Below are 22,616 nucleotides of genomic sequence, written 5' to 3' on the forward strand. Positions count from 1 at the left end.
CAAAACACTTCAGAAAGAAGCTGGACGACGCAGGGATGGTACAGAGCATGTCGCGAGTATCTCGTTGCATTGACAATGGCCCAATGGAAGCCTTCTGGGGAATGTTGAAGTCAGAGATGTATTACCTAAGGAAGTTTGATTCCTATGAAGAGCTTGAATCCGCAGTATCTGAATATATAGATTTCTATAACAACGGGCGGTATCAGAAGCGACTGGATTGTATGACACCGCTTGAATACAGGCAATATCTATCAAATATTGCAGCATAAAAAATACCGCCAACCATAAAAGGGTTAGCGGCATCAAATGCTTTTGTTTTTTGTACTGTCTACTTGACGGGGGGCACTTCACTTCACCGCACCTTTAAGGGCCACAGTTCTTTGCCGATGGTCATTAAAATGATTCATGCCCTATTTATCCAACCTTATTAATTCTATTCTTCTCTTCACTATTGAAGTAATCCTTCTTCAAACTAACCACTGTACTGCTCAACAGTATAAGACCAATGAGGTTAGGAATCGCCATCAGTCCATTTGCGGTGTCAGCTAAAGCCCAAACAAACTCCAGACCACCAATTGAACCAATGACTATGAACACGATCCAAAGCAGCCTGATCGGAAGTATTGCTTTAGGACCGAACAAATACTCACCAGCGCGCTCACAATAAAAGTTAGCAGATATTAGACATGAATATCCAAATAATACTGCAGACCCCATAACAATGTAGCTGCCAACATTTCCTGGCAGTGTGCTGTCAAATGCTCTCATCGTAAGTGCAGGGCCGGAAATACCCGTCATCCATTCACCAGAAAGTACAATAGCGATACCCGTGATTGAGCAGATTAGCATTGTGTCTACAAAGACCTCTGCAACACCCCAAATGCCCTGTTCTACCGGATGATTGACCCGCGCACTGCTATGAATGATTGGCGAACTTCCCATACCAGCTTCATTTGAAAACATACCTCTAGCGAAACCCATTCTAATAGTTGTAGCAATTGCTGATCCAGCGAATCCGCCTGTAGCAGCTACTGGATTAAATGCACTTTTTATAATGGTTAAAATTGCAGCTGGAACCTCAGTAATGTTTAACAGCAAAATAGCTATACCTGCCAATATGTACAGACCACCCATAAAAGGTGCAAGAATCTCACAAACCTGACCCATGCGTTTGATTCCACCCAAAATAACAATTCCCGCAAGTACAGCTAGCACTATACCACTGATTAAAGGTTCAATCCCCCATTGCTCTTCTAAGGATAACACCATTGAATTTGTATCGACAATTGCACCAATAATAAAATATGTAATGATAACCATGACGCTGAAAAAAACTGCCATAAACTTACTGTTTAAACCCTTGTCAAGATAGTACATCGCACCACCGCTGTAAGTACCATCTTTGCGGCGTTCTCTGTATTTAATGCCTAATGCTATTTCGGAAAATTTTGTGGCCATTCCAAAGAATGCCGAAACCCACATCCAAAAAACGGCGCCCGGACCACCCATAGCTATAGCAGTTGCAACACCTGCAATATTACCTGTACCTACGACTGCCGCAATTGCAGTTAACCCCGCCTGCCCTGAAGATATGTCTCCTTCACCAGCCTCAGGCTTTTTGAACATCCTGCCCAGTGTATTTTTAATGATGTACTTAAAGTTTACAACTTGTGGAAAACCAAGCCTGACGGTCAACAATACACCAGTAAAAAGTATAAGCCCAATCATATAAGGACCCCACACCAGACCATTCAGAAAATCATTAATCTGAGTAATCTTTTCCATATAACTACCTCCTCCATATTTGATAAATTATTTAAATGCAATATTCACGCCAAGTAAAGAACATATCTGAATACTTTTGCTTAAGCCTTCAACCTGCTTGCTTTAAGTAATTGCAGCAAATTCTGTTACATTTGATGAAAACCTAAAAACTCAAAAAGAGGAAATAAATTTCCTGCTTGCTCGGAAATTTATTTCCTCTTCTCTGTTTCATGTAAAAACATTAAATTGAATCCTTTGATCGCAATACAAAGTTTAACCTACAATGATAGCTCCCTCATCAGATTAAACAATTGGCGCCGGGTGATTCCAAGTGTATCCGCTGTCTTTTTTAAATCACCTTGGCAGAAATCAATGGTCGATGCAATATGTCGCCGTTCAGTTTCCTTTCTAAATACCCTTAGAGGTTTGGGTTGGTACTCCATCGGAATACTTTCTCTCGCTGAATCGTTTGATATACCGATCATATTATTCATTCCTGCGGAAATCGTACCATCCTCGCTAAGTACCACTAAACGTTCAATAATATTTTTCAATTCTCGTATATTCCCCGGATAACTGTACTGAACCAGAGTATCATACATAGACTGATCAATTTCAAGGTTTCTCTTTTTCGTTTCGAGCTTGAACCGCTCCAAAAAGAATTGAATCAGTTCCGGAAGATCCTCACGACGCTCCCTAAGCGGCGGGACATGAATCATAATGGTGTTTAATCGGTAAAATAAATCCTCTCTGAAGTTTGATTTTTCAACCTCTATGCGTAGCTCCCTGTTTGTAGCACATATCAGTCTGAAATCTACTGTCATCTTCTTATTGCTTCCCATTCTTTCAAATGATTTTTTGTCTAGTACCCTCAACAATTTTGTCTGTACTGCAGGCGACAGTTCTCCGACTTCATCAAGAAATAGTGTTCCACCATTTGCCTCTTCAAATCTTCCAATCCGTTTATCGAGCGCACCGGTAAAGGCCCCTTTTTCATGCCCGAATAACTCTGACTCTATTGTGTTCTCTGAAAACACCTGACAATTAACTTCCACAAAAGGCCCCTGCCGATGCTCGCTTAAATGATGAATATAGTTCGCGATAACTTCTTTTCCACTTCCGGACTCGCCCGTGATTAAAATATTCGCATTGCTTACAGCGGCCTTATTAGCAAGCTGAAGTACTTGATTAAATTTTTCGCTTTTTGATTCCAAAAGCCAAGGCAGCGTGTTAAGGCAATCCAACATTCTCCGATTTGATTTCTCAAGTCGATTCATTTTGACCAATTTTTGTATTTCCAAAAGCAATACTTCAGGAGAATGACCTTTAATGATGTAACCAAAAGCGCCTATTTTCATAGCATGAACAGCACTGTCTATAGTCCCGTAACCTGTCATGATTATTACTGCGCACTCTGGATCCAAAGTTTTTAAGTGTTCAAGAAGCTCAATGCCATTCATTCCCTGCATTTTAAGGTCCGTGACAACAAGATCTACCGGATCTTGTTTAAATAGCTTCAAACACTCATCTCCCGAGGAGGCAGAAACCACTTCAAAACCCTGATCACTTAGAATAAGCTGAAAAACATCACGGAATTCAGCTTCATCATCTACGATCATTATTTTAAATTTAGACACGCTCTTCAGCCTCCCTCATAAAAAGTCTAATGATGAATGTCGTTCCTATGCCTAAGATGCTTTCTGCACGAATGGTGCCGCCATTTTTAGTTACCTCGTTATACACAATATATAACCCAAGACCCGTTCCTTTACCTGCTTCCTTAGTGGTAAAAAACGGGTGGAAAATTGAATCTATTCGATCCTCAGGAATGCCTTCTCCGGTATCCGAAAAAATCATCTCAATGTTCTTATCTTCATTAAGGCGGCAACTAATTCGAATCTCTCCCCCGTTTGGCATTGCATCAACTGCATTAGATATCAAATTCATGAGTATATGATGCAAAGACTGACTTTTGAGTTTGATATGCAAATTCTCAGGGCAATCCACTGACGTTTCTATTCTGTTTTTCTTAAGTATGTCACTTTCAAGTGCCAAGATCGACTCTACTTGTTCTCTCAGTACAAAATCGCTTAATTGGTCATCTGAAATCCTGGAGTGATTCAGCAGCGCTTCCACAATCTTTACTGCTCGGCTCACCGCACTATTAATGGATTGAATCGACTTATCTATGATAGGATCCTGACCTCTTGTTTTGGACTCAAGAATATAGTTGTAATTTCTAATAATGCCGAGCGGGTTTCGTATTTCATGCGCCACACCAGCTGCCAGTTGTCCAATCGCAATCATTTTCCCCTGTTGAAGCATTTGTTGCTGGCTGCTTTTCATATCTGTTATATCTTTAATGCTAATGAGCTTTAGATCCTCATCCATTTCCATTGAAACTAAACTTGCTATGTAGTAATGTCCTTTATATAAAAACTCATTTGAATATTTGTTTGTTGCTAGAATATTCACCAATATAGGGAAGTTGTCAGCTTCCTCTTCTTCAATCAATTTCTCTTCATTCCCAACAAGCTGTCTAAATGCTTGATTGGAGTACCGAATTTTATTTCTGTCAGAAACAACCACGATCGCATCCGACAAGGAATTTATAGTGCTGACAAGGTCATTTCTACTCTTTGTTAACTCTATCGTGCGTTTTCGAATTTCTTTTTTTAGTGTGTTGGTCCATATGGTAAAAACTAACACACCAATCACAAGCAAGCTGACTATAACAAGTGTCCAAAGAAGAAGATTTGCAGGGATAACATTCTTCTCAATCGGCGCAGAAATGCCAAACCATTTTTGTTGTATTTTTTCTAAGAAACGCGTTTTCTTTAACTGTAAAATACCTTTATTTACTATGGTTTTTAGAGTAGTTTCCTCCGGATTAATAGCCAAACACACATCCTGTTCATAAACCATAGAGGGTAATATTCTGACATACGAATCGACTTCCATTTGATTAATATGATAAAGCACAACAGGTTCATCTCCGACGACCATATCCACTTTACCATTTAAAAGCAATCTAATCCCCTGCTGAATGTCCGTTGTTTCCACCACTTCAACTTTTGGCATATGAATAGCCAAATACTCGAGAGCATAATCTCCAGCAGGAACAGCAACGCTTATATCCATAATTTCATGCTCAAACTCGGCAATATGAGAATCCATATTTACAAGCGCCACAGCCCTTATTGTGTATAGTACATCAGAAAAAATCATGGTTTTCTTTCTTTCTTCGCTTGGAAACATATCGCACAGGTCAGCCGAACCATTGACGACGCTTTGAACGGCATCTTCCCAGGACATTGGTGTAAATTGAATTTCCGTTTCAAGCTGAACAGACAGTGCGCTTGCATAATCAAGCACCAGTCCCTGATACTGTCCAGTCTGGCGATCAACATAAGCAAAGGGTGGTGCATTGTTGTCAGACGCAAACCTCAAAGGTGTGCGTTCTTTCAGATAATCCTTTTCATCTTCTGTCAATGGCATAGTACTCTGTGTATACTCATAGATGGTAAGATCATATGCCAGTAAAAAATATTGATTGATTACCAGTGCAAAAAAGGATAATACAAGCAGCAGCACCATAACCCACGTTGATCTCTTCAACATTATCAACCCTTCACTCGCCAGTCATAACTATCATTATATTATCAGATCTGCTTAATCAAAATTAAATTAAACGATCTACGATTCAACGATCTTTTCGGCATTTACCATATTATAGAGTGTATCACGAAGGATGAACTCAACAAATAATGCCTTCAAGCAAATTTGCTTTTGTCAGTATCAAATCAAAATGTATAGGGTGCTTTTTTAAGGGCAGATCTGATTCTTTTCACGACTTATTACCGTGAGATTAACAGGCGCATTTGATGACTATTTTTGTCACAATGCCGCATTTTCTTTAATATCACAGCTTTTTACTAAATCAAAAGTAGTAAGTCGCTCAAAGTATTATAACCCCTACCTAAACCCCTCCAGCACCCCCAAAATATCCTCCCCATACTTCGCGCACTTCGCCTCACCAAAGCCAGAAATCTGCATCATTTCTTCAATCGTCTTCGGCATGGCACGGATCAGCTCTTCCATTTGTACATTGTTGTAAATGTAATAAGCCTTGATATTCTCTTCCCTGCTCTTCTTCAAACGATACTCTTTTAACCGCTTGTATACCTCTGTTTCCTCCAAACTTACCGCAGGCGTCGGCATCAAATTAATAACGTCCTCGACTTCCTGCGCATCGGTCAACAACTGATACTTCTGACTATAATCAATTGACTTCTCTTTATGATAACCAAGATAAGACTCAGCAATTTCAAGCATCTTCTTATCCGACGTTGGCTCATTCTTGCTTTTAGAATTGGCCCTTTTCATATAGTCAATCAGTTGATCACTCCGGATGATTTTCTCTTTAACGTCTTTCTTCGCATACTTCATATTGATCACAGTCTTTTGATTGGCCAAGACTACAATGGACTGATAATTCTCCTCGAAAAAGGTATCAAAGAGCATCTTCGATAGGAGGTTTGACTTGTCGTCCTTCCGCAGCTTTCTCAGCAGATCCATGTGCCTCTGATTTTGGGTGATTGGACTGTAAATGCCTTCTTTCTTCACCTTTCCATTAAAGCTGATCGACCGTATAAAATCACCATTACTGTTGACTTCGATATTGCCGAATAAATTCTTACATTCAATAACGAAAACCTTTTTCTTGGTCACGACCAAATAATCGATTTGAGCGGTTAAGCCTTCATGTTCAAGAAAGAGGTCGTGGAGGACAACCATCGGCATAAAGCTGTTTTTCAGCTCGAAAGCAATGGTTTCCTCCCCAGAAATGCCGTAAGATAGCAGCTTCATATCGAGCTCGAGCTGCTTCTTCACATTGCCTGCAGCGCTTTGATGCAGGCGATTCAGTTGTTCAAGCTGCTGACTGGCATCACTGGATTCCTTGAGAAATACAGGTCCGTTCATTTTATCGAAGATACCCATGGTGGTCTCCTTTTCGTTGCTTTTCTTTTAGGATACCAAAATTGGAAGATTGTTGCTATACGAGCAGCACATTCATACATTCTTTTGAGGGGATTTTAATGCTACTGTCAGGGCTCTCTGCGCTTGATTCACAGTCCAATACACGGTGGCTCTCAAGATCAGATTGGGTGGCTCTGTGGACTGGATTAAGTGGCTCTGAATCATCGGAATACTTATGTGATAATATCGCTGCCATAATACAAATCTGCCACCACCTTCTTCTCAAAGCAAAGACTCTGCCGATGGTTCCTATTCCCCATCCTCACAACGAATTGAAAAATATGGAAGTTCGAATTCTTTTTAAACCCATTATCCAAGTTTAAGATAATGGGTTATTTTTAATTGCAGATCAATTTCCGGAATTTCTTTGACTGTACCAGGTACAGATTGCCTCGTTTTTTGAAAGGTGTCCTTTGAAAGTCCTGATATATCAGGATTCTTCCGCAAACAACTTCCGCATCTTCACTGCTGGTACCAAGTACGGGCGATCTTAATCGTTGGTCAATTTCAGAAATTTCTTTGATTTTTCTCGGTCCAGAACGGCTCATTTTTTGATCGTTGTCCTTTGAATGCCTTCATATATTGACATTCTTTCACAAACAACTTCCCCAACTTCACTGTTCTTACCAAGGAAACCTCGGAAAAAGTCATCATTTTTTGAAATAGGCAATTTTAGAAAATTTAGAACATAGCATTTCCAACGCTTATAGCGATCGAAATTTTGCCTTTTCGATCAAAAATTTAGTTTTTCGGAGCTTTCCCAGGTACAGATTGACTCGTTTTTTAGAAGGTGTCCTTTGAAAGCCTTGATATATCAGGATTCTTTTATGAACAACTTCCGCAACTTCACTGCTGTTACCAGGTACGGGCCACCGTAGGGATCTGTAAAGGACGGTTAAATCACTATTTTTCTATCTTCAATTTTGAGCAACTCTAATGCTTGAGCATAAATCTTTTTCAAATGTGCATCCGACATATCTAATATAGGTTCGAACATAAATGAATTAACGTGTATATTCTCAGGGGTCGTCAAATTTATTTCATCAATGAGTTTTCTACACTTATCATCATCAGGAAACATCTCAAAGTACTTTTTGAATATTGGATATGTTTGGGAACCATTCCGTTCCTTACAATCTTCAAACAGTCTTCCAATAAATTCATCATCTGAAATTTTATCAATCATATACTTTTCTGCTTTCAACCTTAGCGCAATCGACAAAACAATTTTATTTTCTAAGTTGATGCCTTCGGCTGAATGCAAGCATTCAGCGGCTTCAGTCTGAATAATTGTCGTGATACTTGGTGTGTCTGTTTCAAATTCAGGGAAAATGATGTTTGGGATTGCCTGACAAAACACTTGTCTGATTCTCTCAATTGAAATATTTTCACTAATTGTTGGTTTATAGTGTAATAAAGATGTTAAGTCTTGATAATTATCTCCGTCAGTTCCTTGAGTGTACTCAATAATATTTCTTACAAAAGGAATGGACGCAATCAACTTCTTTCTATCTTTAAGATTCTTTTTCCAATCCAGGATAAATGGATTCTTAATTCCATTTGCTGTTTCAAGTCGTATTCCTTGTTCATCTTTTACTGCAATGTAACAATCCTTGTACTTAATATAACGACTTTGTAGAGTTCTAAAAAAGTCAAAATTATGTGTTAATACTATTTGGTAAAAATTTGGATCTTCTGAAATTTCACGTAGATACTGAATTATTGCATACTTATTTTTATAGTCAAATGAGTCTGCAATGTCATCAACTATAAATAATGTCTTTTGCGTGCTTTCTTTTCGTGCCTCGACTTCAAAAATGATGTTAAGAAGATAAAGTGCTCTCTTTTCACCTTGGCTCAATACATCTAATCCATTAAGTTCGTTTCTTTTGAATACCTTCCATTCTCCTGTTTCTTCATCCATGGTTTTAATTACAACACTAGGTACTTCTTTGCCAACAATTGCACTTTTTTTATTTTCAATATCGAGTATGTATCTGATTCCAAATCGGTCATTGAATTTATCAATGGCTACTTTCCATTTTGTTTTCTCGAATTCTGCTAGATTTTCAATTTCATTTAATTTTACAATGTTTTCATTGTACTCTTCTATATAACTGCTGAATACGGCTTCACTCTTAAAGTATGAAACCCATATTTTTTTCTTAAACTGATCTATATCAACAATTTCATTAAAAAAAGTACTTACGTCATCCATTCCCTCAATGATTTCTTCAAACCTTTTGCATTTAGCCTTTCCAGTTAGTAGACTCCTAATTTTTTTCAATTCAGCATTGGAATTTATCTTGTTTTGGGTTTCTTCAATTTTTTCTTTAAGTTCCAATTCAGAAAGAGGATGATCCTCGCCTGTTAACATAACAGAATTTTGAGAAACAAAAAAACCTTCATCCGATAACGTTTTAACTACTTTATCCGCTCGAGTAAGATTAAACTTCCCTTTAGAGAAAAACGGATACTCCTCAATAATCGAATTGTACTTTTCCATGTAGTCTTTAATGTTCCCCTGTACTTCTTTTGTTTTTAAAAAATCTATGACATCTTTATCAAAAATTTCGGAATATTTTAAGTCAGAAAAATCATCATTGTATAAAGATACATCTATTGATTGCAAACACTTGTATATGTCCTCAGCTCCAAAATCATTCAGTATTTCTTTTTCAACATCTTCCTTTTTAATACCCGACAATCTGTTCATTTTTATTATAAAAGTTTTCTTAAGCTCTAAAATTGTCTTAAATATACTCTCGTACTCTCTCTTTTTATCTTCATCAACCAACAATGTTGATACATGCTCAGGTTCTGAAGTCATATCTACAGCCGACTTAATTACAAAAATCTCGTTTGGTTTTATCGGTTCACCATTAATCATGACTTCACATACTGTTGTCTTGTCATGAATTTCCTCTTTGGGTGTTTCTGATTTACTCAATTTATAGAATGTTTTTGCAAATGATGTCTTCATCATACCATTTGGGGCGTAGATGCAAATTGAACTTGATTTTTCAATGTCTTTTTTTTTATTTAAGTATTCAAAATTGAATGTCTCCTGAAGTCTTTTTATACCATAGCAGTTCTCAAGATTTATCGTTATTTTTTTCACTTATTGTTCCTCACTTCCGACTTTCTCTAACTGTCATATTAACGAGAGGCGAACTTACGCTGTATCCCTCCCCCCACATGACAATTGGCGTGACTATACAAAGTTCTACCGCAAAAGGCGTGTCAACTAGCCAATGGCTTAAGTTAGAAATTATGAATATTCTTGTCCGCATTCCCTGCGGCTCAACTGTACCGGACACGTGGCTCAAAATAGTACGGAATACTCAGTTTAAGCAAAATTCCAATCACACCCGGATCTAATACAGTTTTCGGAACGATGTTGTTAAATTATTTTGAGAAGTCTGAAATTGCTCCATTTCAGCAAAAACATCTTCATCAATTTCACTCGCGATGCCAGTTTCACTGCATATATTTAAATCTTTAACTAACAACTTCTCCAACTTCACTGGTGTTACCATTTACAGGCGATCATGGTCATTCCAATAAGTTCAACCGATGGTCAATCCGCCCGAAACCAAATCGTTTTTAATTCTTATTTAAGCCTATCACTTTACTCCCAAGCTTCTTCTTATACAGGTTTTCAATCAATACAACCTCATCCTCAGTAACTGTTTTAGGAAGGATCTGCAGAATACTGAACTGAAAATTCTTATATCCCTCAGGATCAATATTTAAAACCTCTTTCAATCCATTATTACCTCCATGCCAGGTTTTAACATACTGTTCCCATCTACCCAACAGCCCACCTTTCCCATAAGCGGAACCTATGTAATGTCTGCCCGTTGAAACATCCGTGATCAGATAGATCGAATAGATGGATGACAGTGCGGTATGCCAATTCTCATACAATGTCTTGTCCTCAATAATGTCTTTCAGTTCTTTAAATGATAAAACTGCATTTTCATAACCAGTGAAAGCTGTTTTGGGATTCGCTTGAATCGCTAAGACAGCCTTTTCATTCGTCGCTTTTTGGTGCCACGAAACCACTGATTTACCCCAATCGATGATCAACCTTTCTCTAAGATCTCCAAGCAGCTCAGTAGGCTGGAGATCATAAAAGTAGCTATCCTCAACAAACATCTCCGGAACCGGAAAACCCGTTGGCATCATTGAAGCATTTATGGGTTCACCTAACCCAATTGAATAGCAACCTACAAACTTTGCACTGGTCCCCGGCTCACTAACGAAGGACAAGACATAATCGAATTTGTCGAAGAATCCCTTATTTTGAATGCTCTGATATACATCCATACACTCTGAATCATAGCACTTCTTAAATCTTGAGTGGTTCTTTGAGTGCCTCAGGAGCTTTATTCTATCCGGTTCTAGATTGTTTCGCTTCAATATGTCACTTAGGTACAATGATCCCATTGGCTCACCTCAGGCATTTTTTCATTGATGTACTATGTTTAGCGCTATCTGACTAAAAGGTCCGTATACAACCATAAAAGCTGTCTATGCCGATTGTCATAATCCTGCAAACACAGACAAAACAACCATCGACAAAAGACATACTTTAAGGCTGAAGCTGCAGAACGACTTCATCAATTTCACTCGTGCTGACTGGTCCCGAATCGTAGGTATATGTACTAGAGCAGAACATTCGCGTATCTGGAATGTCTATTCGTTTGTAAAACATGTGCCGGTTTTACAAACATTACAAAGCGCAAAGTCATCAGCAATTTGCATTCTGATCAACTTACGGTCCTTTCCCCAACAGGTTATGCAAAAGGGCCCTTCGCCATTTGATATTTTGAAAAAACAGTTGTCTCTAAATTCAAGATCTTCATCTAAAGTCTTAACCTCATTAAATGCTCTAATTTCAGCTTTGAGTCGTATGTTCTCTTCAAACATTTCCAAACTTTCTTTTTGAATATCCATTAATTTTTGAATAAGCTCAATATTGTCTGACTTTTGAAGTAACTTCATAGCATCTCTGGCCATTTCATAAAGCACCATTCAAACAATCCTTTCAGAATAAAAATATTTAGATGATTTCATCAAGTTGGTATCTATCCCTCACATTTCGAATATTTCATTTACTTCGATAGGATCATTTGTACCAAGTTCACCACGAAACGTGCGGGCGAGAATGGATTTTTTCATTACATCAACATCCTCAATCGCATCCATTAAAGTCTGAGCGTTAATTTCATTATCAAAAATATCATCAAGTATTTGCGCAATTTGCACTTGTTCATGAATGGGTGGTATTGTAATTTCATATTCATACAACAATTTGGAGCTTATGCTTTCCACTGTTGTGCCACTTTTTGCACATTTAGTTCTTATAGACGCTTCTTTCGAAACGAATAGCCAATATAGGTATTTTGCATTTATACCTTTTGGGATTAGGGCTTTCATATCTTGATTTAATGTCACTTGTGTCCTGGTTATTGCAATAGGAAGTATTCTTCTAAGTATTCCACTTCTTACAACAATTAGAATTGCACCTTCAGGAACAAGTCTTGTGCTTGATTCATTTATCGCAGTTTGAGTTATTTTATCAATTGCATTATCAATGTACATTGACTTCATATCTTTAGGAGAAACCCATGGAATATTACCATTCTCCCAGTAGTCTTTCCGGCTCTTGCTAGGTGTACCTCCCCCACACCAATTGCCACATTGTCGTAATTTTAGAGTTTCCCAACTCTCCATCCCAACCCCATTCTCTTCCCGCCACTTTTTCGTGAGCTCCCCACTAAAAGCTTTATAAAGAATGGCAGCCCTTCTGTTTTCAAATGAATCAAGTGCTTCTTGAATAATCCCTTTGGCTTGATCGAGTTTTTCGAAAAGGCTTTCGATGCGGTCAACAATTCGCTGTTGTTCTGCAACTGGAGGGATCGGGTAATAGAATCCCTGAATATCCGAGCTTCGGATAGACGGCGAATTATCTCCTTTCATATATGAATTCAATCCATTAACAACATAATTTGACGTCATCAATCTAAATAGATATCTATTATTTAAAATCGATGTTGGCCGACATACATAGAACCCGGTTGAGGCAATACTTTGCGCAAATTCTTCAGTAATGAATGCAATATTCATAAGATATGGACGAACTAAAGAGAACAAAGTGTCCCCCTCATACAATTCTCTACTCGCTCTGCTCGGAGCATCAGAAACCTTGAGTTTTTTCACTTTATTTACCTGTTGATTTAAATTGTCAATCGATTCAATATCAATATAACTAAAATATTCACCTTCAGGTTTTTTCGAAGTCATTGGTTTGAAAATATGTTCTCCCCTAACCCAAACCCAATTCCCCGGCACCTTGTAAGGCCACTCACTCTCCGGCACCAATGCCTGCTCCAACCATTCTTCCTGTGTCAATTCCCTCGACTTCTTCTTCCCCATCCCTATCTACCCTCCAACGACCGGAGCTCTTTTACCACGCTTTGAATCAGGTCTATGGCCTCTTCCAGCTTGGCAATGATCTCTTCGCCGCTTTCAATAGGGTCTTGAAGGTCTTCATAATCGAGGATGCTGTCATCGCGGATTAAACCTAGGTCCAAGCTGTTGTTCTTCGCAGAGATCTGTTCTCTTGTATAACAAGAGAAGCGCTCATCCTGGATTTTTGTTCTGTCCTCAGCGGTATAGGCTTTGATAAAATCCTCAAAATGCGCCTCTTTCAAAGTATTGGTTTTTCCAAAGTTCTGCATGTTGGTTCTGAGATCATAGAACCACACTTCTTTGGTGTTGTTCTTTTCCGTCTTGCCCCTCGTAAAAAAGAGGACGTTTGTCTTGACGCCCTGTGCGTAGAAGATGCCCGTTGGCAGCCTTAAGATCGTGTGCAGGTTGCATTTGTCCATGAGGTCTGCGCGGATGGAGGCACCGTCACCATCGGCGAAAAGCACATTATCAGGCAGGATGACGGCGGCTCTGGCCTTGCCATCCGATTTCAGACTCCTGTAAATGTGTTGAAGAAAATTTAGCTGCTTGTTGGAGGTCGGATAGGTCAGGTCATCCCGTGTGGCGCGCTCGCCACCCTTTTTCGTGCCAAACGGTGGGTTAGTCAGGACGACGTCAAAGTCCTTCATAGACTTGCCGTGGTTGGTCAGAGTGTCTGCCAGGAGGATCTTGCCCTCAATGTCGTGCAGCATAGCGTTCATAAGTGCCAGTCTATGGGTGTCATGGACAAGCTCACAGCCTGTGAAGGCTTCATGCTTCTGGAAATCCTGCAAGTCCAGTGGTAAATCGAATAATTCATCCGTCTGATCTTTAATGTGACGGTCTGCAGCTATCATAAAGCCAAAGGTACCGCAAGCCGGATCATTGCAGCGCTCGCCAGGCCTTGGATCAATGAGTCTGGTCATGATGTTGATGAGGATACGGGGTGTGAAATATTGACCCGCGCCGGATTTCTTCTCATTCGCATTCTTCTCGAGAAGACCCTCGTAAAGGTTTCCCAGACCTTCTTCTTTGGCTGAATACCAGTCGAGGGCATCAATGGAAGTGATAATTTTTTCTAAGTTTTTGGGCTCGTCTATGTTAGATCTGGAGCCGGCATAGATCTCGCGAATTCTGCCGGTACATTCCTCACCAAGATGCGTCAGCAGGGAATTGTAGAACTTTTTCAGCTCCACGCCCTGCTTTTTGACAAGTTGTTCCCATCTGTAGCTTTCGGGGATGGCACCGTCGGTGCCCGTTTCCTTCGCCATCTTCAGGAAGAGAATATAAGTGAGCTCAGTGACATACTGATGATAGGTGATCCCGTCATCTCTGAGTACATTACACAGATTCCAAAGCTTTGCTACGATTTCCTGATTGTTCATTACGCTACGCTGCCTCCGTCGTCATAGAGATAATCGTTGAGTTCTCCAATAATCTCGTTGAGCTGATTTTTAAACACTTTGTTGATCTTGTCGAAGCCACCTGAGCTTTTAAATGAGCCGGCATCAAAAGTACTTCGGTCAATAATGCTTTCCTGTATGAGATTCTTTTCTATGCGGTCGATCCAGTTCAGCTCCATTTTGTTGAAGCTGTGATTTTTCTTCAGCCGTTCAACAGCACGCGCGATGCGCGTTTCGTGATTTAAAAGAGAAGATCCAAGAGCTTGCTGTCGGATTAAGCTGATGATATCCGCCGCAATGTCCTCGTTCTTCAGTTCTTTCATGGCTGTGTTCAGCTGCTGCTCCGTGAAATTGTGCCGGTCCAGTTCCAATCTAAGGCTCTTTAAGCTCTCTCTGGTGAGTTCCTTTGGTCGAGTGCAGACAATGTGCAGCGCTGCGATTTTATTCATGTTCTCTGTGATAAACGCCCTAAACTCCTCAAGATAATCTGCGGGCTTCTTACCTTCACCATAGCCTCTGGTATGGCTGAGCATCGCGTCTTTTCTGTCTGAGATGACGACAGCGCGCCTTGGATCTGTGCTGCCTTCGTTCAAGCGGTCAAACAACTGCTGATACTTTAATAGATGGGCTTTGGCGAGCTCTGCAGGCATTTCTCTGACCTGATCAATAAACTGCGTAGGGCTCAGTCCGCCAGACAGATCCACAAAATGTGCCATGGCCTTCTCGGACATGCTTCGCTTCCTGCGGTGCAGCTTGGCGAGGATCATGTCGATCTGCTTCTCGACCTGCTTTTCAGACGTCAGCGTTGTCAGTCCGTGGATTAAGTCTTCAAAAGTGGTCTCAGGATTCGCTACAACTGGTTTCATGGTACTGACCGGCTCTAAGGACTCATAGACCCCAATAGGATCATAAATCTCAAAGTGCGTTTTATTAATTGTCGGGCAAAGCCTCGTCGCACGCCCCATCATCTGCTCAAACAATATTCTGGATTTCACACGCCTTAAGAAAACCAACGTGGTGATTTCCGGCACGTCAATCCCTGTTGTGAGAAGATCGACAGTGACAACAATATTGGGATACTTTTCGTTCTTGAATTTCTTGATGGCTTCCAAAACTTTCTTTTTGTTGCCGCCGCCCACACTACCGGTAATTTTCATGATTGCCTCGTTGTCAACACCCTGGGGCTCATAGTGTTCCTTAAGGAGCTTGACAATCAAATCCGCATGGCTGTCATCCACAGCGTAGATCAAGGTTTTGCCATCTCCTTCAGGATCGAGACCATTGGCGATTTCTTCAAGGACGGTCTTGTTGAAGGATTCAGTAATGACTTGTCGGTTAAATTTCTCCACATCAAATTTGAGCTCGTCCTCAAGCTCATCACTGTTTATGATTTCCCCGGTGTCCGGATCATAGATTGCGACGGTTTCACCCTTTTCGTAAACAATGCCATTCTTGCTGAGTTCTGTCACAATGGTATGCGGTGCGTCATGATCCACTAGATGCCCGTCGACAACCGCTTCCCTGTAGGAGTAGTTGAAGACTGGTTTTCCGAAAATCTCGCTGGTATGTAAGGCGGGGGTCGCAGTCAGCGCAATTTTAACCGCCTCAAAATAGTCCAGGACGGTTCGATACTTGCTGACGTAGTCCTCCTGATTGCGGTAGAGAATCTCCTCGTCATCCATTTCCTTATCAAGAATATAGCCTCTATGAGCCTCATCAATGACGATCAGATCGTAATCTGAAACGGCAGGCATTGTAGTGTCTTCATTGTAGAGGATGCGTTTGACCAGGCTCTGAACGGTGGCAACATGAATCTTGGTTTCCTTTTCAATATCTTTATCTTCAAGGTTTCGGATGTTGTAGATCTCATCCAGCGTCATTAGATCTTCAATTTTAACTTCTTTGAAAACATCCTGTGCCTGTTCTCCGAGGGCGGATCGGTCGACCAAGAATAAAACCCGCTTAAACCGATTTGTCTTTAGGAATCTATAGATCATACCAAGCACAGTTCTGGTCTTCCCCGTTCCGGTTGCCATGGACAGCAGCGCGGTGGTGCTTCCACCAATCACGGCCTTCTCTGCGGCTTCTATGGCTTTGATCTGATAATCCCGCAGATTTAAGCCGTCAGGATCTCTCAAAAGATCATACTCCATCGCTTTCAGGGATTGATTTGCGGCTTCAATATCTTTTTCCAGGAGTTCCATAATGCCATTTGGGCTCATCCAGCCTTGCTGTGCTTTTGGAATATTGGAGGGCTGACGAACATCCAGAAACCAAATACCTGATTTGGTCTCGATCTGTTTTAAATACTTTCTGCCGTTGGTGGCAAATAGCAGCGGGACTTTATAGTCATTCCAATGGTTGACGACATAATCAGCATGCTCCTCCTTTATTGTCGAAGCATAATCTTTGCATTGATAGTCCAGCACTGAGGGGATATCCATCATCATACGCTTGGCTTCAACAATAGCCACGAGCTTAAGGCCAATGAAGAGTGCATAGTCCGCAGAACCGTGATCGCCCACTTTGGAATTGGTTGGCCATTCCGCGATGGCTAAATTTCTGCCCTTCTGAGGCCTGGTTCCTTTGGAATATCTTAGTTTGACGCTATCCGCTTCCCAACCAACTTTTCTCAGTTGATCATCTATCAGATAACGTGTTTCTTTTTCAGAGAGTTTCATTCTTTCTGAAGCAGTAGATGCACGCTTAACGCGCTCTTGAAGAGTCAACGCTCCTGTGCCTGATGACTCAAAGCTCTTTAACTGTTCTGTGAGCTGCTGGATCAGCGCTTCTTTTTCGTTCAGCAATGATTCAAAGCCACTTTGTTGGCTGAGATCTTCTGGCAGGAGAAATGGGGCAGGCTTTTCGTGACCATCGGCATAAGTTTGAGAAAACCAAATGCCAAGATTGTGAGCCATTTCAAGCAGCGTCACACAATCCTCAAAGGAATCGTAATTTTCATGAACAGCTTTATTGCGTTTGGTTCTGAGGGCATATAGAATATCGTCGATGCCCTGGGAGATCAAGCCTTCTTTTTTGAGGAGACGAATCCGGTTTGCATGTGTGTTCTCATAGGCTGGAGGCTCTATACAGTCGATCTGAAGCATTAAGTTCACAACGGTCTCGCCGAATAAACCCAGCTTTATTATGCAGGAATTGGTATCGGTATACAGGTAGTTTTCCGCTGTTTCCCCCAGATTCGACAGCATTGGGAAAGCTTGGTTGAGAAACTCGAAATTCGACTTCATCAGATCCGCTCCTCATAACTCGGGCTGCATTATAAGTCCCGACTATTTTTCTCATCCTTTATTGTTTTATGTACTTGCTGGTTGCGATAGGTACATATCGACGTCAAGCCTATCGCGTACGAATGGAAATTGATTGACAATTTAATTATACCTGAATTTTTCTTAAAGATGTAGTTGTCAATCAAAAATTGGAAATAACGAAATACTCCCTTTTTTATCTAAAGTTCTTCGAGTGTAATTGGAACAGATCGCCACGTTTTCTAATTATTATTTTTTGAAAGCCTTACTATATATAGATTATCGCACAAACAACTTCCACAACTTCACTACAGATTCCAAATACGTGTCTTTTTCCTCAAAATATTTTTAAGAATAAAACAACTTGTACTCCTCATAAATTCTGAAATTATTTTTTGCTGCCCCGCTTTTACGATATAATAATGTTAAGACTCACTGTACACACTGGAGGAATTTTGCATGTTGTCTTATTCAAATATTCTAAAAAGAAGTTTAGATTTAGAGATCTCCTCAGTTGCAGATAGATTAATTGATTGGCGCAGACACCTTCATCAACATCCAGAACTCTCCAGTCATGAGTATCAAACTCGAGAATATATCCGCAATAGTTTAATTGACTGTGGCAACTTTATTTTTTATCCAGTTAAAGAACCAAATTTAATAGCAGCAATCAAAGGAAATAAACCCGGTTCAAAAATAGCTTTTAAAGCTGATTTAGACGCATTACCAATTCAAGAGCTTGTAAATCACAGCTTTAGCTCATCAGTTCCCGAAGTTATGCACGCGTGTGGGCACGACGCCCACATCGCGATCCTATTAGGTTTAGCCAATGTTTTGTCCAAAATGAAGGATAAAATCGAAGGGGAAATCATACTCATATTTCAATCCGCAGAAGAAATCCCCCCGAGTGGTGCTGATGATATAATTAGCACCCACGTGTTAGATGACATTGAAATGATTTTTGATTTGCATGTAAATCCAGAAATTGAATCCGGCATTATTGCTACTAAGCCCGGACCAATCACAGCAAGTATTGACCAATTTGAAATTGAAATTACAGGTCAGGGTGGCCATGCTTCACACCCACATGAGTCAATTGATACTATTGTGATTGGATCTGAAATAGTATTAGCGCTACAGAATATCATTTCTAGAAAAACAAATCCATTAACGCCAAGAATTTTAACAATAACGCAATTTATGACCCCTCAATTGACGCACGGACTAATACCCAGCAAAGTTATTTTAAAAGGAAACTTAAGAACAGTTGACGACGATTCACGTTATAATATTAAAAAACTCCTTGAGAAAATGGCAAATGGTATTGCAGATGCTTATGAAGCCAAGACGGATATCAGAATGCTTGCTGGTTATAACGCGACAATAAACTCAGAAGATTTAGCGCTCTTCGTAGAAAAAGTTGCTAGAGAATATCTCCCTGACGGATCTTACAGACGATTAGCAATGCCCTATTTAGTTGGAGACAGTTTCTCAAAATATACAGATCATTTCCCTGGTTGCTTTATTTCCCTCGGTGTTAAGCTTAATAATATTGATACTATAGAATATTGTCACAGCAACCGATTTGATATTGATGAATCCTCTTTGCAAAATGGTTTGAAGCTTTTGACTTATATTGCCGCACGAAAAACTATGTCACTTCTATAATACAATACTGACCATTTCTATTTTTTCCCATTAAAAAAGCTGCCTCATGGCAGCTTTTTTAATAGAACAAAATTAAATTTTTATACTATTGAGCTGGGCTTAAATGATTTCTTAACATTTTCCATTTTTTTCGAATCCAACATAAGATCAACAGCAACCCTTGCCATCGCCTTAGCCCCCACAATCATTCCTTCATACCCACCAACCGAATTACTCGCTTCTCTAAACTCATCTGTATGACCAATCAAATTATCAGGTCCAATCTTTATGTATGGCGCAATTGTTGGGCATACATAACTAACATTTCCAATATCCCAGCTGTAGTTGGCATTCTCATTTTCGATATATTCAATACCAAGTGACTTAATCGCATCAGCAAAAAGATGCGCGAGCTCATCATTTAAATTAAGGTCTTCATAAATCTTTCTATCACTCCCAATTTCAAAACTACAGCCTGTAACATAAGCAGCAGCCTCTATACACCGCTTAACCTGCGCAATCACAGACTGATGCACGTCTCTCTTTTCAGCACGAATACTAACTTGCATGACGCAACAATCTGGAATTGTATTTTGACTGGTTCCACCCTCGGTTAAAATGGCATTGACGATTGTCCTCGGCAGAAAGTGTTGTCGAAGAGCATTGATATTATTTATTGTAAGCACACCAGCCGTTAAAGCATTAATACCTTCCTGCGGCGAACCTGCAGCATGTGCTGGCTTACCCTTGAATTTGACATCCATCGAGGCAGAAGCGATCAGATTTCGTTTGATAATCGTCCTCCCTTCAGCATGACATATCATCGCAGCATCAACCTCGTCAAAATAGCCAGCTTCTACGAGGTAAGCTTTTCCACCTGCTTTAGGCACTACACCTTCTTCTGCGGGTGTACCAATGACTACTATTTTCCCGTTGAGTTGATCCTTCATTTTTGACAAGGCAAGCGCTGAGCCCACTGCTGAAACAGAAAACAAATTATGGCCACATGCATGTCCCAGCTTTGGTAGTGCATCATATTCTGAAATCAACGCAATAGTTGGGCCTTGCTTTCCAGTATCCTTAGTAGCGATAAATGCTGTAGCCATATCAGCTGGATTGTTTTCAATGATAAATCCATCAGCTTCCAACATCTCTGTGAGCATCTTGTGGGCGAAAAATTCCTCGTGTCCGATTTCAGGATGCAACCATAGTTCTCTTGATGCGTCGATTAATTGATCCGCTATTGCATTAATATTAGCGTCCAGTTTGTTTTTAATTTCATCTATATGCGACATCTAAGGCTCCTTTCAAATTAGCAAATTGATTACATTCCAATACCAGCACCGGGTCCAAGAGGTATATTCACAAAATACCAGATCAACAAAAGAATTACCCATGAAATTAAGAATGCCAACGCTAAAGGTATCATAGCTGATATAACCGTGCCAAGTCCTGATCGCTTATCATATCTTTGAGCAAGGACTATAATATATGGCATGAATGGTTCGAGTGGCGAAATACTGTTAGTGACTGAGTCAGCGATTCTATAAGCAGCTTGAGTTAAAGCTGGCGACAAATCAATTTGCATGAACATAGGCACAAAGATTGGAGCAAGCAGTGCCCATTTCGCAGAGGAACTACCGATAAGAAAATTGATTAACGCAACAAGAATTACGAATCCAATAATTAAAGGTGCCCCAACAAAGCCTGTGGTTTTGAGAAAATCAGCACCTTTTACGGAAAGCAATAAGCCCAGGTTAGTATAAGCAAAAAACTCTACAAATTGTGCTGCGAAAAAGCAAAGTACAATAAATCCAGCAAAGGATTTCATAGACTCAGTCATATGCTTTACAATGTCGTCTGAGTTCCTGATAGTTTTTGCACCATAACCATAAGCAAGGGCAATTATAATAAACCAGAAGAATAGTATTGATATCATTGAAGACAAAAATGGAGAGGGCACAATAGTACCTGTTTCAGGATGCCTAAGCAATGCATTTTGTGGTACCACCATGAAAGCGACTAACGCTATATATAAAATAGTGGCAATACCTGCATTTTTAAGACCTTTTTTCTCTTCGTTGGTAATACTAACAAGTTCAACATTCCCTGAATGATCTTCACCGCTGGCAAATGAAGCATCATACTTTCCAAGTCGTGGCTCAACAATTTTTTCAACTGTCAATGTACCAATAATAGAGAGTACTATTGTTGATGCAATCATAAAATACCAGTTAACTGCTGGATGCACAAGCATAGCAGGATCAATAATTTGCGCAGCTTTTTCAGTAATTCCTGCAGAAAGTACATCAGTAGGTGTTATTAGAAGGTTAGCACTTAACCCAGCTGCAACGCCGGCAAATCCGGCAGCAATACCTGCCATTGGATGTCTGTTCAGTGCTTTAAAAATCAGCCCTCCAAGAGGTGGGATAACTACAAAAGTAGCACTGCCAGCAATATTCCCCATAATTCCAGAAAAAACAATGATAAATGTTACAAGATGCTTAGGTGCTCCAACGATCATTTTCCTAATTACTGTTCTAAGTAAACCCGTTTCCTCTGCTAATCCCAAGCCAATCATCATTACCAATACCATGCCCAATGGCGGAAATTTAGTAAAATTGGAAACCATACTTGATAATATCCACACAATTCCTTCTCTGGACAAAAGACTTTGTACTACCTTAACATCACCTGTGCCTGGATGAACAACCTCTGTCCCAGAAGTAAACACTGAGATCACTACAACCAGTAAAGCCATAAAGATAAAGATGAAAATTGGATGTGGCAGACGGTTCCCTACTCTTTCAATTGTATTCAGAATTCCGCCGTTCTTTTTTCTTTCGTTACTCATGACTAACCTCCTCTGATTTAGAAACTATTATTGATTTTTAAGTTTCTTTGTTGCACAGCAAATGAATCAAAATAATTTTATCATATAATTTAAAGCAAAAAAATACACAATAAAAAGATTTTCCAAATTCATTTACAGCATTTATTGCTAAAATCACCATAACAC

Annotated in this window: 14 protein-coding genes; 2 read left to right on the forward strand and 12 right to left on the reverse strand. The window is 39.9% G+C overall.

Annotated elements, in window-relative coordinates:
• Positions 1 to 269: IS3 family transposase (locus tag BLP63_RS14040; RefSeq protein WP_139159840.1), on the forward strand; the 269-nt coding region annotated here is incomplete at its 5' end.
• 145 nt (positions 270 to 414) lie between these two features.
• Here BLP63_RS14040 and BLP63_RS14045 read toward each other — a convergent pair.
• The 10 genes from BLP63_RS14045 to hsdR form a co-directional block, all read right to left on the reverse strand.
• The gene (locus BLP63_RS14045) at positions 415 to 1,785 is read right to left on the reverse strand and encodes an alanine/glycine:cation symporter family protein (protein WP_092592668.1); all 1,371 of its coding nucleotides are present in this window, start codon (positions 1,783 to 1,785) and stop codon (positions 415 to 417) included.
• A gap of 257 nt (positions 1,786 to 2,042) precedes the next feature.
• Positions 2,043 to 3,401, reverse strand: coding sequence for a sigma-54-dependent transcriptional regulator (locus tag BLP63_RS14050; protein WP_092592670.1), 1,359 nt, complete (start codon positions 3,399 to 3,401; stop codon positions 2,043 to 2,045).
• A complete protein-coding gene (locus BLP63_RS14055) occupies positions 3,394 to 5,385 on the reverse strand; it encodes an ATP-binding protein (RefSeq protein WP_092592672.1) in 1,992 nt (663 codons plus the stop codon). The genes BLP63_RS14050 and BLP63_RS14055 overlap by 8 nt, the downstream gene beginning before the upstream one ends.
• Before the next feature lie 354 nt (positions 5,386 to 5,739).
• Positions 5,740 to 6,765, reverse strand: a complete 1,026-nt coding sequence (locus BLP63_RS14060; protein ID WP_092592674.1) for an NERD domain-containing protein — start codon at positions 6,763 to 6,765, stop codon at positions 5,740 to 5,742.
• A 934-nt stretch (positions 6,766 to 7,699) separates the two neighbouring features.
• On the reverse strand, positions 7,700 to 9,925 hold the full coding sequence (locus BLP63_RS14065; protein WP_092592676.1) for a hypothetical protein: 2,226 nt from the start codon (positions 9,923 to 9,925) through the stop codon (positions 7,700 to 7,702).
• Positions 9,926 to 10,410: 485 nt separating this feature from the next.
• The gene (locus tag BLP63_RS14070) at positions 10,411 to 11,256 is read right to left on the reverse strand and encodes a GIY-YIG nuclease family protein (RefSeq protein ID WP_092592678.1); all 846 of its coding nucleotides are present in this window, start codon (positions 11,254 to 11,256) and stop codon (positions 10,411 to 10,413) included.
• Positions 11,257 to 11,505: 249 nt separating this feature from the next.
• A complete protein-coding gene (locus BLP63_RS14075) occupies positions 11,506 to 11,844 on the reverse strand; it encodes a hypothetical protein (RefSeq protein ID WP_092592680.1) in 339 nt (112 codons plus the stop codon).
• A gap of 60 nt (positions 11,845 to 11,904) precedes the next feature.
• On the reverse strand, positions 11,905 to 13,248 hold the full coding sequence (locus tag BLP63_RS14080) for a restriction endonuclease subunit S (RefSeq protein ID WP_092592682.1): 1,344 nt from the start codon (positions 13,246 to 13,248) through the stop codon (positions 11,905 to 11,907).
• 2 nt (positions 13,249 to 13,250) lie between these two features.
• Entirely contained in the window at positions 13,251 to 14,666 is a 1,416-nt protein-coding gene (locus BLP63_RS14085) for a class I SAM-dependent DNA methyltransferase (RefSeq protein ID WP_092592684.1), read from the reverse strand.
• Positions 14,666 to 17,932 (reverse strand): type I restriction-modification system endonuclease, encoded by a 3,267-nt coding sequence (gene hsdR, locus BLP63_RS14090; RefSeq protein WP_092592686.1) that lies wholly within the window; start codon positions 17,930 to 17,932, stop codon positions 14,666 to 14,668. The genes BLP63_RS14085 and hsdR overlap by 1 nt, the downstream gene beginning before the upstream one ends.
• A 477-nt stretch (positions 17,933 to 18,409) precedes the next feature.
• On the opposite strand from hsdR, the gene BLP63_RS14095 reads away from it, so the two are divergent.
• Positions 18,410 to 19,618, forward strand: coding sequence for a M20 metallopeptidase family protein (locus BLP63_RS14095; protein ID WP_092592688.1), 1,209 nt, complete (start codon positions 18,410 to 18,412; stop codon positions 19,616 to 19,618).
• An 80-nt stretch (positions 19,619 to 19,698) separates the two neighbouring features.
• On the opposite strand, the gene BLP63_RS14100 is transcribed toward BLP63_RS14095, so the two are convergent.
• Complete coding sequence (locus BLP63_RS14100) at positions 19,699 to 20,892, reverse strand: M20 family metallopeptidase (protein WP_092592690.1); 1,194 nt, start codon at positions 20,890 to 20,892, stop codon at positions 19,699 to 19,701.
• Between the two features lie 29 nt (positions 20,893 to 20,921).
• Positions 20,922 to 22,451 carry an AbgT family transporter gene (locus BLP63_RS14105; RefSeq protein WP_092592692.1) on the reverse strand — a complete coding sequence of 510 codons (1,530 nt, stop codon included), beginning with the start codon at positions 22,449 to 22,451 and terminating at the stop codon, positions 20,922 to 20,924.
• Between the last annotated feature and the right edge of the window lie 165 nt (positions 22,452 to 22,616).

Source organism: Acidaminobacter hydrogenoformans DSM 2784, assembly GCF_900103005.1.
GTDB lineage: Bacteria > Bacillota > Clostridia > Peptostreptococcales > Acidaminobacteraceae > Acidaminobacter > Acidaminobacter hydrogenoformans.